At 64.2% G+C, this 14,279-nt stretch carries 17 protein-coding genes and 1 pseudogene; 14 read left to right on the top strand and 4 right to left on the bottom strand.

What is annotated here, in order from left to right; genetic code table 11:
* Window positions 1-121 precede the first annotated feature (121 nt).
* The 6 genes from NKI85_RS01715 (at window position 122) to NKI85_RS01690 (ending at window position 4,536) form a co-directional block, all read left to right on the top strand.
* Entirely contained in the window at window positions 122-1,069 is a 948-nt protein-coding gene (locus NKI85_RS01715) for a metallophosphoesterase family protein (protein ID WP_352522813.1), read from the top strand.
* Window positions 1,070-1,080: 11 nt separating this feature from the next.
* The gene (locus tag NKI85_RS01710; RefSeq protein ID WP_352522814.1) at window positions 1,081-1,428 is read left to right on the top strand and encodes a cupredoxin domain-containing protein; all 348 of its coding nucleotides are present in this window, start codon (window positions 1,081-1,083) and stop codon (window positions 1,426-1,428) included.
* 25 nt (window positions 1,429-1,453) lie between these two features.
* Window positions 1,454-2,011, top strand: a complete 558-nt coding sequence (locus NKI85_RS01705; RefSeq protein WP_352522815.1) for a sigma-70 family RNA polymerase sigma factor — start codon at window positions 1,454-1,456, stop codon at window positions 2,009-2,011.
* A complete protein-coding gene (locus NKI85_RS01700; protein WP_352775487.1) occupies window positions 2,008-2,841 on the top strand; it encodes an anti-sigma factor family protein in 834 nt (277 codons plus the stop codon). Before NKI85_RS01705 ends, NKI85_RS01700 begins: the two co-directional genes overlap by 4 nt.
* A gap of 124 nt (window positions 2,842-2,965) precedes the next feature.
* A complete protein-coding gene (gene purE / locus NKI85_RS01695) occupies window positions 2,966-3,463 on the top strand; it encodes a 5-(carboxyamino)imidazole ribonucleotide mutase (RefSeq protein ID WP_352522817.1) in 498 nt (165 codons plus the stop codon).
* Window positions 3,460-4,536 (top strand): 5-(carboxyamino)imidazole ribonucleotide synthase, encoded by a 1,077-nt coding sequence (locus NKI85_RS01690; RefSeq protein WP_352522818.1) that lies wholly within the window; start codon window positions 3,460-3,462, stop codon window positions 4,534-4,536. The genes purE and NKI85_RS01690 overlap by 4 nt, the downstream gene beginning before the upstream one ends.
* Window positions 4,537-4,545: 9 nt before the next feature.
* On the opposite strand, the gene NKI85_RS01685 is transcribed toward NKI85_RS01690, so the two are convergent.
* Entirely contained in the window at window positions 4,546-4,965 is a 420-nt protein-coding gene (locus NKI85_RS01685) for a lysozyme inhibitor LprI family protein (protein ID WP_352522819.1), read from the bottom strand.
* A 238-nt stretch (window positions 4,966-5,203) separates the two neighbouring features.
* Here NKI85_RS01685 and ykgO point away from each other — a divergent pair, with 238 nt between their 5' ends.
* The 3 genes from ykgO (at window position 5,204) to NKI85_RS01670 (ending at window position 7,157) form a co-directional block, all read left to right on the top strand.
* A complete protein-coding gene (gene ykgO / locus NKI85_RS01680) occupies window positions 5,204-5,329 on the top strand; it encodes a type B 50S ribosomal protein L36 (protein WP_006327841.1) in 126 nt (41 codons plus the stop codon).
* Window positions 5,330-5,424: 95 nt separating this feature from the next.
* Window positions 5,425-6,009, top strand: coding sequence for a tetratricopeptide repeat protein (locus NKI85_RS01675; RefSeq protein WP_352522820.1), 585 nt, complete (start codon window positions 5,425-5,427; stop codon window positions 6,007-6,009).
* Window positions 6,010-6,095: 86 nt separating this feature from the next.
* Window positions 6,096-7,157, top strand: coding sequence for an alpha/beta fold hydrolase (locus NKI85_RS01670; protein ID WP_352775484.1), 1,062 nt, complete (start codon window positions 6,096-6,098; stop codon window positions 7,155-7,157).
* Between the two features lie 21 nt (window positions 7,158-7,178).
* Here NKI85_RS01670 and pyk read toward each other — a convergent pair whose 3' ends face one another.
* A complete protein-coding gene (gene pyk / locus NKI85_RS01665; RefSeq protein WP_352522822.1) occupies window positions 7,179-8,609 on the bottom strand; it encodes a pyruvate kinase in 1,431 nt (476 codons plus the stop codon).
* Window positions 8,606-9,052: a DUF1036 domain-containing protein gene (locus NKI85_RS01660; protein WP_352703963.1), complete on the bottom strand. Its 447-nt coding sequence runs from the start codon at window positions 9,050-9,052 to the stop codon at window positions 8,606-8,608. The genes pyk and NKI85_RS01660 overlap by 4 nt, the downstream gene beginning before the upstream one ends.
* Window positions 9,053-9,339: 287 nt before the next feature.
* On the opposite strand from NKI85_RS01660, the gene NKI85_RS01655 reads away from it, so the two are divergent.
* The 4 genes and pseudogenes from NKI85_RS01655 (at window position 9,340) to NKI85_RS01640 (ending at window position 12,342) form a co-directional block, all read left to right on the top strand.
* Window positions 9,340-10,137, top strand: a complete 798-nt coding sequence (locus NKI85_RS01655) for an N-formylglutamate amidohydrolase (protein WP_352522823.1) — start codon at window positions 9,340-9,342, stop codon at window positions 10,135-10,137.
* Window positions 10,138-10,164: 27 nt separating this feature from the next.
* On the top strand, window positions 10,165-10,473 hold the full coding sequence (locus tag NKI85_RS01650; RefSeq protein WP_352522824.1) for a DUF1244 domain-containing protein: 309 nt from the start codon (window positions 10,165-10,167) through the stop codon (window positions 10,471-10,473).
* A 62-nt stretch (window positions 10,474-10,535) separates the two neighbouring features.
* Window positions 10,536-10,990 (top strand): annotated as a pseudogene (locus NKI85_RS01645) (cupin domain-containing protein).
* 170 nt (window positions 10,991-11,160) lie between these two features.
* Window positions 11,161-12,342 carry an MFS transporter gene (locus tag NKI85_RS01640; RefSeq protein WP_352522825.1) on the top strand — a complete coding sequence of 394 codons (1,182 nt, stop codon included), beginning with the start codon at window positions 11,161-11,163 and terminating at the stop codon, window positions 12,340-12,342.
* Here NKI85_RS01640 and NKI85_RS01635 read toward each other — a convergent pair.
* Entirely contained in the window at window positions 12,300-13,211 is a 912-nt protein-coding gene (locus tag NKI85_RS01635) for a LysR family transcriptional regulator (protein WP_352522826.1), read from the bottom strand. The genes NKI85_RS01640 and NKI85_RS01635 overlap by 43 nt on opposite strands.
* Before the next feature lie 93 nt (window positions 13,212-13,304).
* Here NKI85_RS01635 and NKI85_RS01630 point away from each other — a divergent pair, with 93 nt between their 5' ends.
* Window positions 13,305-14,264 carry an SDR family oxidoreductase gene (locus NKI85_RS01630; protein ID WP_352775480.1) on the top strand — a complete coding sequence of 320 codons (960 nt, stop codon included), beginning with the start codon at window positions 13,305-13,307 and terminating at the stop codon, window positions 14,262-14,264.
* Window positions 14,265-14,279: the final 15 nt, after the last annotated feature.

Raw genomic sequence — 14,279 nt, 5'->3', positions numbered from 1 at the left:
CAACCGCCCCACTGCGCCATCACGGCACTGTGAATGACCGCTTTGTCTTCGGGCGGGAATAAACCACCCCGCCCATTGGTCTCCCAAGCATACGCCATTCCCGGCGTTGCAGGAGACCGGTATGAACCACCACCACGACAATGAAGCTGACGGCATCAGCCGCCGTCACGCACTGGAATGCATGATCTGGGCCGGCACGGGAGTGCTTTGGACGATTTCGGCCGGCGTGCCGGTTTCGCTCAGCCTGCTCGGCGCGGCGGAAGCCGCCGAGGCAATGGCCACCGGTTTCACCTTCCTCCAGATCTCGGACAGCCACATCGGCTTCGACAAGGCCGCCAACCCGCACGCCATTGATACGCTGAAGGAGGCGATGGGCAAGATCCAGGCGCTGCCGCAAAAGCCCGCCTTCATGATCCACACAGGCGACATCACCCATCTGTCGAAGGCCGCACAGTTCGACAACGCTGCCCAGATCATCGGCGGCGCAGGCTTCGACGTGCATTATGTGCCGGGCGAGCACGACCTGATCGATGACGGCAACGGCCAGGCCTATCTCGAGCGTTACGGCAAGGGCACCAAGGGTGCCGGCTGGTATTCGTTCGACCAGAACGGCGTCCATTTCATCGGGCTGGTCAACGTCGTCAACCTGAAGGCCGGCGGGCTCGGCAATCTCGGTGCTGACCAGCTGGCATGGCTGGTCGATGATCTGAAGGCGGTCAGCGCCTCGACGCCGATCGTCGTTTTTGCCCACATCCCGCTGTGGGCTGTCTATCCCGAATGGGGCTGGGGCACCGACGACGCGGCTCAGGCTTTGGCTCTGCTCAAGCGCTTCGGCTCGGTGACCGTGCTCAACGGCCATATCCACCAGATCATGCAGAAGGTCGAAGGCAACGTCACCTTCCACACCGCGCGTTCTACCGCTTTCCCGCAACCGGCGCCAGGCACCGCCGCCTCACCCGGGCCGATGACCGTGCCCGCCGGCCAGCTGCGCGGTCTGCTCGGCACCAGTAGCGTGACGGTTAAGCAAGGCGGGCAGGACCTCGCCATCATCGACAGCACGCTGGCCTGAGAGGAAATGCGATGATCCGCTTCCCGACCCGCCTCTTCGTCGGATTTCCTGTCGCATTCAGTTTGGCTGCCATCCTGGCGATTGCTTCCGCGCCGCTGAAGGCCGCTGACGAGCCAATGGTCAAGATCGAGAACTTCGCCTTCACGCCGGCCGTGCTGACGGTGAAGCCGGGTACCGTCGTGACTTTCCAAAACGATGACGACATCCCGCATCTGGTGGTCGCCAACGATGGCTCGTTTCGCTCCAAGGCGCTTGACACCGGTGATACATATGCCCTCACCTTCACCAAAGCGGGCGACTATGCTTATTTCTGCGGGCTGCACCCGCACATGCAGGGCAGGATCACCGTCGCTCCGTGAGGATGTTCGGAAGGTCCTGCCCGGGATGCCGGGCGATGCGACGGTGTTGAACGACAAGGCCGCGGCCGAGCGCTTCCGCGAGGTGGTTCTGCCCCATCTCGCGGATGCGCTTTCGCTTGCCCGCTGGCTGACCGGCAACACCGCCGACGCCGAGGATGTTGTTCAGGACGCCTGCCTGAAGGCGCATGCCGGCATGGCCACCTATGCTGGCGGCAATGCCCGCGCATGGTTGCTGGCGATCGTGCGCAACGCTTCTTATTCCTGGCTGGCGCGCAACCGGCCGCGAAGTGTCGTCGCTGTCGGCGATCTCAATGATCTGGAAGATGTGGCCATGCGCAACAACGCCCTGACAGACCCGAACAGTCCGGAGGCAAGCCTGATCGCCAAGGCCGACACGGCGGCACTCGAGGCGGCAATCGCCGCGCTGCCGCAGCAATTTCGCGAGGCCTTGGTGCTGCGCGACATCAACGGCCTCAGCTATCGCGAGATCGCGACACTGCTTGGCGTGCCGCTGGGCACGGTGATGTCGCGGCTAGCAAGAGCGCGCGGCCTGCTGATGTCCCAACTTGGGAGGGCGCCATGAGCGCGCACAACGATGGATTGCCCGAAGACCCGGCGGGCATGAAGCTGATGATCCACGCTTTGGTCGATGGCGAACTCGACGCAGCGGCGGCATTGGCCGTCGAGCGGCGCATCGCCGCCGATCCGGCGCTCGCCGCCGAGCATGCCCGCACCTTAGCGCTGCAGACCGCTGTTGGCGGGCTGCCGAGGCCCGATGTCCGTGACGATTTCAAGGCTCGCATTGCGGCTATCGGGACAGCCGATACAACGAAAGTGGTGTCGACGCCCGCGCGCGACGGTCCGATGCTGCCGGCGCGCCGGGCAATGCGCCGTTTTGGCGCGTTCGACTGGCGAGCGCTGGCGGCATCGATCGTCGTCACCGCCGTGCTGGCCAGCGGCGCGACGCAATGGGTGATGCTCAGCCGGGCGCCCGACAGCTTTGCCGCCGCGGTCGCGAGCGGCCATCGCCGCAGCCTGCTGGCCGCCAGCCCGGTGGACGTCGTCTCCTCCGACCGGCATACCGTCAAACCCTGGCTCGATGCCAGGGTCGGCCTGTCGCCCCCGGCGCCTGATCTTGCCAATGACGGTTTCACATTGCTCGGTGGCCGGGTCGAGGTGATCGCCGACCGGCCGGTGCCAGCGCTGGTCTACCGGCACCGCGAGCACCTGATCACCCTCGTCGCCGCTCCGGAGGACACAGGTTCGACGACCGTGCCGGTCGATCTTTCGGCTGGTGGCTTCTCGCTGGTGCACTGGAGCGACAGCGCCTTTTCCTACTGGGCGATTTCCGATACGGAACGGCCCGAACTCGACGACTTCGTCAATCGCTTTCGAACGGCGGCCGCCCGGTGAAACGATCGGCCGTATGCATTTGCGTGCGACAGGAACCGGCATAGGCGGCTCGCTATCTCTGGCCATCCTTGCGGCTCCGCTCGAATTCCGCTAATGCGCGCCTTTGCCGCCGGGGAGCATAAGCTTGGACGATCACCGCGCCGACGTCGCCATCATCATGGGCAGCCAGTCCGACTGGGCGACGATGCGCCACGCCGCCGAGACGCTGGAGGCGCTTGGCATTCCGCACAAGCGGCTGATCGTCTCGGCCCACCGCACTCCCGACCGGCTCTATGACTTCGCCAAGGGCGCCAAGGCGGCCGGCTACAAGGTGATCATCGCCGGCGCCGGCGGCGCAGCTCATCTGCCCGGCATGACGGCGGCGATGACGCCGCTGCCGGTGTTCGGCGTGCCGGTGGAATCGAAGACGCTGTCCGGCCAGGATTCGCTGCTTTCCATCGTTCAGATGCCGGCCGGCATTCCGGTCGGCACTTTGGCCATCGGCAAGGCCGGCGCTGCCAACGCCGCCCTTCTGGCCGCCGCGGTGCTGGCGCTGAGCGACGAAAAGCTTGCCGCCCGGCTGGATAGCTGGCGCGCCGCGCAGACCGCCAAGGTGGCCGCAGAGCCCACGGACACGCCGTGAGCCTGCCCTCCGGATCGACCATCGGCATCATTGGCGGCGGCCAGCTCGGCCGCATGCTGGCGATGGCCGCGGCCCGCCTCGGCTACCGCATCGTCGTGCTGGAGCCGCAGCCGGATTGCCCGGCGGCACAGGTCGCCAACCGGCAGATCGTCGCCGCCTATGACGACGCGGCCGCGCTCGGCGAGCTGGCTGCGGCCAGTGCCGTCGTTACTTATGAATTCGAGAACGTTCCGGTTTCTGCCGCCGCGGCACTTGCCGCCACGGTTCCGGTCTATCCGCCGGCACGCGCGCTGGAAGTGGCGCAGGACCGGCTGGCGGAAAAGAAATTCCTCAACGGCATCGGCATACCGACCGCAGATTTCAGTCCTGTCGACAATGACGACGAACTGACGGCTGCGCTGAAAAAGTTCAACGGCAGCGGGATATTGAAGACGCGGCGCATGGGCTATGACGGCAAGGGCCAGCGTGTCTTCCGCAACATGGAAGCAGGCGGCTTTGCCGGCACCTGCGAGGCGATGGGCAACGTGCCGCTGATCCTGGAATCCTTCGTCGCCTTCGAGCGCGAGATTTCGGTGATCGCCGCGCGCGGCATCGATGGCTCGCTCGCCGCCTACGACCCTGCCTGGAATGTCCATCGAAACGGTGTTCTTCACAGTTCGACGCTGCCGGCCGGAGTAAAGTCCGAGACGGCGGCTGCGGCTCAAACCGCGGCGGCAGAGATACTTGCAGCGCTCGACTATGTCGGCGTCATCGGGGTCGAGTTCTTTGTCCTTGCCGACGGTTCGCTGCTGGCCAACGAGATCGCGCCGCGCGTCCATAATTCCGGCCACTGGACGGAGGCCGCCTGCGCCATCTCGCAATTCGAGCAGCACATCCGCGCCGTCGCCGGGCTGCCGCTGGGAAATCCCGCACGGCAGTTCGACTGCGTCATGGAAAACCTGATCGGCGATGATATCCGGCACATTCCGGCACTGCTCGCCGAGCCCGATCTTATGTTGCACCTCTATGGCAAGGCCGAGGCGCGGCCTGGCCGCAAGATGGGCCATTTTACGCGCGTGAGCCGCCGCAGCTAGAACCTACTCTTACTGGACATCGCTCTCGTCCTCGTCGGGGCTGGCGCAGCTCACATCGCCTTCCGCGCAGGTCGCATCGGCGGCGAGCTGCTTGGTGCGGTCGTCGGTTAGCCGCGTCAAGCATTCCGATACCAGCATCGGATAGATCGAGCCGCCTTCGCTGTCCGCGGCGGAATAGCTGCATTCCGCGTCGCGAAAGGCGATCCACGCGCGCTGCGCCGTCTGCAACAGCTTCATGGCCTTTGCATCGCTTGCGCCGATGAGCTCCTGGTAGGCCTTGTTGAGCTTGGCGTCGGCGGCCTTGTAGTCCGCGTCGGCACAGATGTTCATCATCTGCTGGCTGTCGTCGTTACGGTCGCATTCCTGCGCATGGGCAAGAGAGCCTGCCGCGAGCACCGCCAGACAGGCGGACAGAAGAATTCGGCGCATGATGATCTCCAATTCGCGGCAACCGCATCATTCCAGCCGGCTCAATCCCGCGCAATGCCGCAAGGCGCCAGTGGCGGATATTTGATGATACGAAACGGTCGGTATCGTTTAGGCAACGCGCTTGCGGTTGACACGGGCAAGGCTCCTCGTCTATGAGCCACGCACAGTTCAAAGGCGCGTCTGTGGGCGCGCCTTAATAATTCGGCCCGTGACCGGGCCCAGACCGACGGGCAAGACCATGAAGATCAAGAATTCGCTCAAGGCGTTGAAGGCGCGTCACCGCGACAACCAGCTGGTTCGTCGCAAGGGCCGCGTCTACATCATCAACAAGACCGCGCCGCGCTACAAGGCGCGCCAGGGTTGAGTTTTCGACCGGAGGCTGCGCGCCTCCGCTCGCACGATGGCTCTTTCACGCTAAATTCAGTTTGACGATCCGCCGTCGGGGGCTAGATTCCCGCGATGCGGATTCTTTTTGCATTTTTCACGGCTTTCTTCGTTTCCAGCGCTGTCTCGCTGCCGGCGTGGGCCGACGATCCGACAGCACCTCCGGTTGTTGTGACGAAACAAGGCCGGCTCGATCAGCTGTTTGCCGATCTCAAGCGCGAGCGCAATGAAAAGGCCGCCGAGCGCATCGCCGGGCGCATCGGGAGCGAGTGGTCCCAGTCGGGCAGCGCCTCGATCGACCTGATGATGCAATGGTCGCAAAAGGCGATTGAAAACCAGAAATTCGATGTCGCGCTCGATTTCCTCGACCAGGTGGTGACCCTGCAGCCAACCTATGCGGAAGGCTGGAACCGCCGCGCCACTGTTCATTTCATGATGAAGAACTACGGAAAATCGATGTCGGACATCGACCGCACCCTGCAGCTCGAGCCACGCCATTTCGGCGCACTTTCGGGCTTGGCGCAGATCATGGCCGAAACCGGCCACAAGCAGTCGGCGCTTGAGGCCTGGCAGCGCGTTCTCGGCATCTACCCGATGATGCGCAGCGCCCAGGACCAGGTCGCCGCACTTTCCGAAGAGCTTGCTGGTGAAGGCATCTGACGCCCCGCCCGGCAGGGCAATTCCGTCGGGCTGAAATTACCTTTATACCGGTGAACTAATTTCGCCTCGGGCCCGTATCTCTCCCCATGAACCTGATCTATGCCGCGCTCGCCTTGCTCATGGCGCTTGTGTTCACTCTTGCCGGCGTCACCCGCGCCGGGTCCTGGCTGATCGAGCGCCGCAACCCGTCGGTCGGCGGCTTCGCCGATATCGACGGTGCCCGTATCCACTATGTCCACATTCCGGCGCCGGAAAATGCCGACCTGCCGCCGGTCGTCTTCATCCACGGCGCCAGCGCCAACCTCAGGGACCAGATGCTGCCGCTGCGGCCCTTGCTCGAAGGCCGTGCGGAGATGGTTTTCTTCGACCGGCCTGGTCTTGGCCGGTCTGGGCGTGGATCCGGCAATGACACCCCGGAGGCGCAGGCAAACACCATCGCGGCGCTGATGAACAATCTTGGCATCAAGAAAGCCATCATCGTCGGCCACTCCTTCGGCGGCGCGATAACCACCGCCTTTGCGCTGCAACACGCCGACAGGACGCTCGGCCTGGTCTTCGTCTCGCCCGCCACCCATCCCTGGCCGGGCGGCGCCACCGCCTGGTACTACAATTTGACCACCATTCCGGTTGTCGGCCGGCTGTTTTCCGAGACGCTGAGCTATCCTGCGGGAATGCTTCGGATGGCCGCCGCCACCGCATGCGTCTTCTCCCCTAACCAGGTGCCGGACGGCTATGTCACTGAGGCCTCCATCCCGCTGGTGTTGCGGCCCAGCGCTTTCCGGTCGAACGCCAGGGATGTCGCCGGGCTCTATCGCTACGTCCTCGGCGCCGCTCCGCACTACCGCGACATCGAGGTGCCGACCGTGATTATCTCGGGCGATCGCGACAAGGTCGTCTATGCGACAATCCATTCGACCGGTCTCGCCCGCGACATACCCGGCGCCGAGTTGGTCTGGGTCCGCAATCTCGGCCACAAGCCGGACTGGATCGCACCCGATCTGGTTGCCGGTGCGATGGAGAAGGCGGCCGGACGGGATGTGGACCTGCACGCTCTAGCCAGAACTGTGGAAGCACGGATTGCCGGCGACGCCCATGCCGGCGAATGCGCCGATCTCAAAGCGCCGGAGGCTGAACTGGCGCCGACCTGACAGCCATATCGACGAGCTGGCCTAGCGGCCGACGTCCGACCCGACATAGGCGATGCGCAGCATATTGGTCGAGCCCGGCGTCCTCAGCGGCACGCCGGCCGTGATGATGACGCGGTCGCCCGGCTTGCCAAAACCTTCGTCGAAGGCGATGCGGCAGGCGCGGTCGACCATATCATCGAGATCGATGGCGTCGGGCGAGACGACGCAATGCGTGCCCCACAAAAGCGACAGCCGCCGCGCCGTGTTGACGATCGGCGACAGCGCCACGATCGGCACTTGCGGCCGCTCGCGCGCGGCGCGCAGACCCGTCGTGCCGGACGCGGTGTAGGTTATGATCGCCGACAGCTTCAGCGTCTCGGCGATCTCGCGGGCGGCGAGCGAGATGGCGTCGGCGCCGGTTGCTTCCGGTTCCGAGCGCTGCGCGTTGATGATGCCGGCATAGGTCGGGTCGGTTTCGACCTTGGTGGCGATCCGGTCCATCATCGCCACCGCTTCGACCGGGTAGGCGCCGGCGGCGGACTCCGCCGAAAGCATGATCGCATCGGCGCCTTCGAACACGGCGATCGACACGTCCGACACCTCGGCGCGGGTCGGCACCGGCGCGGTGATCATCGATTCCAGCATCTGCGTGGCGACCACCACCGGCTTGCCGGCACGGCGCGCGGCGCGGGTGATCTGCTTCTGGATGCCGGGCACGGCTTCGAGCGGCATCTCGACGCCGAGATCGCCGCGGGCAACCATCAGCGCATCCGAAAGCTCGATGATCTCGGCCAGCCGGGCGACGGCCTGCGGCTTTTCGATCTTGGCCATGATCAGCGCCCGGCCGCGCGCGATCTTGCGCGCCTCGGCCAGGTCCTCGGGCCGCTGCACGAAGGACAGCGCCACCCAGTCGACGCCTGTCGCGAGAACCGCATCGAGATCCCGGCGGTCCTTTTCCGTCAGCGCGCCGACCGGCAGGTCGGTGTCTGGCAGGCTGACGCCCTTCTTGTCGGAAATGGTCGTGCCGGCGACGACGGTGCAGACGATCGCCTTGCCGTTGCTGCTGACTGCCTTGAGCTCGAGCTTGCCGTCGTCGATCAGCAGGCGATGACCAGCCTCGACCGAACGCAGGATTTCGGGATGCGGCAGGTAGACCCTCGTCGAATTGCCGGGCTCGGGATTGTCGTCGAGCGTGAAGGTCTGGCCGACGGTCAGCACCTCTTTGCCGTTGGCGAACTTGCCGACGCGCAGCTTTGGCCCTTGCAAGTCGGCGAGAATGCCGATCGGCCGGCCGACCGTCTCCTCGACGGCACGAATGCGGCCGACTAGCGTCCGCATCAATTCATGATCGGTGTGGCTCATATTGATGCGGAACACGTCGGCGCCGGCTTCGAACAGCTTCTTCAGCATCTCCTCGGACGAGGAGGCCGGACCGATGGTGGCGAGGATCTTGACCTTGCGGCTGCGTCTCATTGACTGTTTGTTCCCGGGGCGGCTGGAGCGCCATCCGTTGCGGGCTCGTCAGTCAGCTGGACCATCCAGCTTGCCTGCTCGCCCGTGTCATATTCTTGGAATCCGGCGCGCTGAAAGCCCCGGGCGACGCAATCGGTAACGCCGGCGATCTTGAACTCTTTTTCGGCCACGCACATGTTGATCGGGCCATCCCAGCGTCCGCCGCGCTCGGCGTCTTCTGCATAAAGATAGTAAAACCTTGATGACAACGGCCCCTCGATCAGCGTCTTGCAGCTCGATCCTTCGATGTGCCACCAGCCTTCGGTGATCCAGCCGGCCTTGGCGCGATAGCCGATGCCGACGCCGACCAGGTTCTGCGTCGCGTTGCAAACGCGGAAATCGGCGCGTGCCGGCGAGGCCGTAATCACCGCGAAAAGGCCCATGGCCGGTATCAGGAGCGGCATGGCCAAGGCGCAGCGCACGCGCAGCCTGCCGGCGAAACCCATCCCGAAACCCCTCAAGAACCACATTTGCATCTCTCAACGCCCCTTTTCGGAAAAGTCCGGACGCATGTCAACGCGCCGATCTGTCCAATTCCAATCGATTTAGAAAGGCTCTGACGCGCTTGCGGTCGCCCCTGGTCAGTTTTTTGGCAGAAACCGTGGCCAAACAACGGCATTGCGCAAGCGTCCTCTTCGTGGAATGACGATACCACCCTCCCCGGAAGCCAGCGAACAGACCTTTCCCGCCAATGACCCGATCCACAGTTTTCGCGCCGTTCGACATCGTCGAAGGCGACCGCAAGCGCGGCATGGTGCTTCTGGCCGATCACGCCCGCCGCGACCTGCCGGAGGAGTATGGCAGCCTCGGCCTGCCGGCGGCGGAGTTCGACCGCCACATCGCCTACGACATCGGCGTCGAGACTTTAACCCGCGAACTCGCAAGTCTGCTCGGCGTTCCGGCGGTGCTTGCCAATTTTTCGCGACTGCTGATCGACCCCAATCGCGGCGAGGACGATCCGACGCTAATTCGCCAACTCTATGACGGCACCGTCATCCCGGGAAATTACCCCATCGCGCCGGAGGAGCGCGAACGGCGGCTGGACCGCTTTTACCGCCCCTATCATGATGCCGTCGGCGCCATGATCGCCTCAGTGGCGCAAGCGTCCGCGCAGGCACCCCTCATCTTTTCGGTGCATTCCTTCACGCCGACCATGCAGGGCTTCGTGCGGCCGTGGCACGTCGGCATACTATGGGACCTCGACGATCGCGTGGCGCGGCCGCTGATCGACATGCTCTCCGAGGACAAGAGCCTCCTCGTCGGCGATAACGAACCCTATGACGGCGCACTGCGCGGCGATACCATGTTCAGGCACGCCATCGTCAACGGCTTTGCCCATGCGCTGATCGAGATCCGCCAGGACCTGATCGCCGACCGGAAGGGTGCTCTCGCCTGGGCCGAACGGCTGGCGCCGATCGTTGACGCGATAGATGGACGTGCCGATATACATGCGGTGAAAATATTCGGCTCGCGCACCGAGCCGGTATGATGGAGACCCAAGGGAGGCCAACAAGACATGACCGAACTCAGCGACGAGCAAAAGCGCGATCTCGAAGCCGCTGCCTTCCGCCGGCTGGTCGCGCATCTGCGCGAGCGTTCCGACGTGCAGAACATTGACCTGATGAACCTCGCCGGCTTCTGCCGCAACTGCCTGTCCAACTGGTACCGCGATGCCGCCGAAGCCGAAGGTGTCGAACTCAGCAAGGAGCAGTCGCGCGAGATCATCTACGGCATGCCCTATTCCGAGTGGCAGGCACTGAACCAGATCGAGGCCTCTGACGCCAAGAAGGCCGAGTTCGAGGCAAGACGCCCCAGAGACCATTAGGTCGACCAATCGCGCCGGACCACCGTCACGAATGTTTTTGCCACCCAAATGGGAGGACTGGCATGCCTAAGATCGACATCGGCGCCGTGCCCGAGCGCAGAGGCTCGTCCTATCCGCCGCCATTCGATGCGCCTTGTGCCGAACGCGTGCGGCAGCGGCTGGGCAACGCCGGCGGGCTCACCGATTTCGGCATCAATCTCATGCCGCCGGGCAATTGGTCGAGCCAGCGCCACTGGCATTCGCACGAAGACAAATTCGTCTATGTGCTCGAAGGCGAACTGGCGCTTGTCGAAGATGCCGGCCAGACGGTGCTGCGCGCCGGCGATTGCGCGGCCTTTCCGAAAGGCACCGGAAACGCCATCACATGATCAACAAATCGGCTGCGATGGCGGTTTATCTCGAAGTCGGTTCGCGCTCGCCCGCCGACGTCACCACCTGCTCAGACATCGACATGATGAGCAGCAACGCCGATGGCCGGTTTGTGCACAAGGACGGCACGGCCTATCCCGAGCCGTAGGGCTTCGGAGTGGATTGCAGAGCTGGTCCGCCGATCCCTGGCAACGCAAATTCCATGACGGCGCCTAGTCGCGCGGCTTGGTCCAAACACTTTCGGCCGCGAGCGCTTGACTGCAGATTGAATCGATCTAATTTGCCGCGCAAAGCCATTTCCGGACCGGATTCTACCCGATGGACGCGCAGAAAATCATGCAGACCGCGATTCGTGGACGCTGGGCCGTGGCAGGCATCTTCCTCGCCAACGGCTTCCTGACCGGCAGCTGGGCGCCGCAGATCCCAGTGTTTCTGACCCGGCTGGACATCAGCAAGTTCACGCTCGGCCTGTTGATCCTGTTGTTCGGCGCCGGCGCCGTCACCGCCATGACCTGGTGCGGCCATCTGATCTCGAAGCATGGCTCGCGCAGCGTGCTGCGCTGGTTCGGACTTGCCGGCAGCTTCGGCCTTTTGGTTGTGGCTCTGGCCCCCAACGTGCCCCTTGCGGCCGTCGCCATGTTCATCTTCGGCGGTTCGATCGGCGGCATGGACGTCGCCATGAATGCCAACGCAGTGGCAGTCGAACGGCGGCTGTCCCGTGCCATCATGTCGTCCTCGCACGGCTTCTGGAGCCTTGGCGGTTTCGCTGGCGGCGCTTTGGGCGGTTTCGCCATCCAGAACTACGGTCACCTCGCCCATGCGACAGTGGTGACGGCTCTTGCCTTTGCCGTCATCGCCGTAGCGATCCGCTACCTGATCGACGAGGACAAGCACCCAGTCGCCGAGCACCACAAATTCGCGCTGCCGGCAAACCCGCTGGTCTATCTGGTTGGGCTGATGGCGCTGCTGACGATGATCTCCGAAGGTGCGGTACTCGACTGGGCGGCGCTGTATCTCAGGCAGGAGCTCGGCGCCGATCTTGCCATCGCAGGCCTGGCCTATGCCGCCTTTTCCGGAGTCATGGCCATCATGCGCTTTCTCGGCGATGGCGTCCGCAACCGTTTCGGTGCCGTTACGACGTTGCGCGCCTCGGCCCTTGCCGCTGGTGCCGGCATGCTGGTGGCCGGGCTGGCTCCCTCGCCTTGGCTGGCCATTGCCGCCTTTGCCTTTTGCGGCCTCGGCATTGCCAACATGGTGCCGATCATCTTTTCGGCCGGCGGCAACCAGGAGGGCATGGCGTCCGGCACCGGCATGAGCGTCGTCACCACAATGGGTTACTCAGGCATTCTGGTCGCCCCCTCGGCGATCGGCTTCATCGCCGAGCACTCGAGCTTCGGTCCGATCTTCGTCGCTCTGTCCGGGCTGCTGGTCGTCGTGCTGTTGATGGCCGGGCTCGCTCACCGCGCCGAATTCGCTGCCGAGCCCGCACCGGCCGAATAGCGCTTGAGCTCTTCGTGGAGGAAATCCGCCACGCGGCGGATGCGCACGCTGGTGCGGACGTCGCGATGCATGGCGAGCCACACCGGCAGCGTCGGCAGCGCGAGCCCCGGCAGCACTGTTTCCAGCAGTGCATCGCGATCGGCCAGCGGCTCCTGGCCAAAGCCGATGCCGTTTCCCGCCCGTAGCGCCTCCCACAGCACGATCTGATTATCGGTCCTGAAGCGGAAGGCATTGCGGGCGAGCGGGACGCCGAACTGGGCAAAGCCGCGAATGATCTCATCGCTGCGGTCGAAGCCGACCAGATCGTGGCCGGCAAGATCGCGGGCCTCGCGCGGACGGCCACGCCGGTCCAGATAGGATTTTGCCGCGCAGGCGCGGAGCGGAATGTCGGTCACCTTGCGCGCGACCAGTTCATTCTGCGCCGGCTTGACCATGCGAATGGCGATATCGGCGTCGCGACGCAGCAGATTCTCGACCTGGTTCGAGGCGACGATCTCGACCTCGATGCCCGGCTCCTCGAAACCAAGCCTCGCTGTGATTTCCGGCAGCACATAGGCCGCCACCACTTCGCTGGCGGCAATGCGCACCGTACCCTCTATCGCCTCGACCGATCCCAGCGCCAGCAGCGAAAAGGCGCTCGCCTGCTCGCTCACCGCGCGACCCCGTTCAAAGAGCGTGCTGCCTGCTTCCGTGAGCGCATAGCCACGCCGCCCGCGCCGGAACAGGGTGACGCCGAGCGCCTGTTCCAGCTCGGCGATGTGGCGGCCGAGCGTCGGCTGGCTTGCGGCAAGTTTTCGTGCGGCCGCCGACAGGCTGCCGGTCTCCGCCACCGTGACGAAACTCTTGATCAGATTCCAGTCGATATCCATTCAAAATTGAATATCAGATCGCCAGCTTAAGTCAATTTCCATTCGTTAGCGAAGAGATCACATTGGCGTCGTAACGCAACAAGGAGACGAACAATGACCAAGATCGCAATTCTCGGTGCCAACGGCCGGCTGGGCCGCACGGTGGCCAAGGTCTTCATCGATGCCGGCTACGACGTCCGCGCTGTCACCCGCAGCGGCAAAGTGCCGGCGGAGCTCGAAGGCGCCACGGCGATCGCCGGCGACGCGCTCGACCGCGATGCGCTGATCCGCGCCACCGACGGCATTGATATCATTTTCAACGGCCTGAACCCACTCTACACCGACTGGAGCAAATGCCTGCCGATGGCCGAGAATGTGATGGCTGCCTGCCGGGCGAATGGCGCACTGCATCTCTTCCCGGGCACCGTCTACAATTACGGCTCGCCGATGCCGGCGGTGATCGCCGAAGACACGCCGTTTCGCCCGACGACGGAAAAGGGCCGCATCCGCGTCGCCATGGAAGATCTGTTTCGCCGCGAGGCCGACGCGGGTCGGGTGCGCACGATCCTGCTGCGCGCCGGTGATTTCTTCGGTGGCACCGGCAGCGGATCGTGGTTCGATCTGGTTGTTGCCACCAAGATGACCAAGGGCGTCTATACCGCCCCAGGGCCGGTCGATCTCGTGCATGAATGGGCCTATCTGCCCGACTTGGCCAAGGCCTTCGTCGGGCTGGCTGACAATCTCGACAAGCTCGGCTCCTACGAGGCGCTGAACTTTCCTGGCCATGCGGTGACCGATCTGGACATCAAGGCGGCCGCGGAGAAGGCGCTCGGACGCACGCTGAAGCTGACGTCGATGCCGTGGTGGGTGCTGCGCGCCGGCAGCCCGTTCGTGGCGATGTGGCGCGAGATCGTTTCGATGTCCTATCTCCGCTTCGAGCCGCACCGGCTGGTTTCAGGCAGGCTGGAAAGCGTTATCGGTACGATCCCGCACACGCCGCTGGAAGATGCAGTGTCGGAAGCGCTCGAGGATATCGGCATCGCCACGCTTAAGACGACGCAAAAAGTTGCCTAACAACAAACCAAAAAA

Origin of the sequence: Mesorhizobium sp. M0571, assembly GCF_040320985.1 — a bacterium.
In the GTDB taxonomy this organism is placed as follows: Bacteria; Pseudomonadota; Alphaproteobacteria; order Rhizobiales; family Rhizobiaceae; genus Mesorhizobium.
The sequence above is the reverse complement of the archived record's forward strand: the minus strand, read 5'-3'. Positions and strand labels throughout refer to the sequence as shown.

Bases quoted from the DNA above. Each gene is read 5' to 3' on its own strand.
- NKI85_RS01715 (WP_352522813.1), top strand. From the start codon at position 122: ATGAACCACCACCACGACAATGAAGCTGACGGCATCAGCCGCCGTCAC.
- NKI85_RS01710 (WP_352522814.1), top strand. From the start codon at position 1,081: ATGATCCGCTTCCCGACCCGCCTCTTCGTCGGATTTCCTGTCGCATTC.
- NKI85_RS01705 (WP_352522815.1), top strand. From the start codon at position 1,454: ATGCCGGGCGATGCGACGGTGTTGAACGACAAGGCCGCGGCCGAGCGC.
- NKI85_RS01700 (WP_352775487.1), top strand. From the start codon at position 2,008: ATGAGCGCGCACAACGATGGATTGCCCGAAGACCCGGCGGGCATGAAG.
- NKI85_RS01685 (WP_352522819.1), bottom strand. From the start codon at position 4,965: ATGCGCCGAATTCTTCTGTCCGCCTGTCTGGCGGTGCTCGCGGCAGGC.
- ykgO (WP_006327841.1), top strand. From the start codon at position 5,204: ATGAAGATCAAGAATTCGCTCAAGGCGTTGAAGGCGCGTCACCGCGAC.
- NKI85_RS01675 (WP_352522820.1), top strand. From the start codon at position 5,425: ATGCGGATTCTTTTTGCATTTTTCACGGCTTTCTTCGTTTCCAGCGCT.
- NKI85_RS01670 (WP_352775484.1), top strand. From the start codon at position 6,096: ATGAACCTGATCTATGCCGCGCTCGCCTTGCTCATGGCGCTTGTGTTC.
- pyk (WP_352522822.1), bottom strand. From the start codon at position 8,609: ATGAGACGCAGCCGCAAGGTCAAGATCCTCGCCACCATCGGTCCGGCC.
- NKI85_RS01660 (WP_352703963.1), bottom strand. From the start codon at position 9,052: ATGCCGCTCCTGATACCGGCCATGGGCCTTTTCGCGGTGATTACGGCC.
- NKI85_RS01655 (WP_352522823.1), top strand. From the start codon at position 9,340: ATGACCCGATCCACAGTTTTCGCGCCGTTCGACATCGTCGAAGGCGAC.
- NKI85_RS01650 (WP_352522824.1), top strand. From the start codon at position 10,165: ATGACCGAACTCAGCGACGAGCAAAAGCGCGATCTCGAAGCCGCTGCC.
- NKI85_RS01640 (WP_352522825.1), top strand. From the start codon at position 11,161: ATGGACGCGCAGAAAATCATGCAGACCGCGATTCGTGGACGCTGGGCC.
- NKI85_RS01635 (WP_352522826.1), bottom strand. From the start codon at position 13,211: ATGGATATCGACTGGAATCTGATCAAGAGTTTCGTCACGGTGGCGGAG.
- NKI85_RS01630 (WP_352775480.1), top strand. From the start codon at position 13,305: ATGACCAAGATCGCAATTCTCGGTGCCAACGGCCGGCTGGGCCGCACG.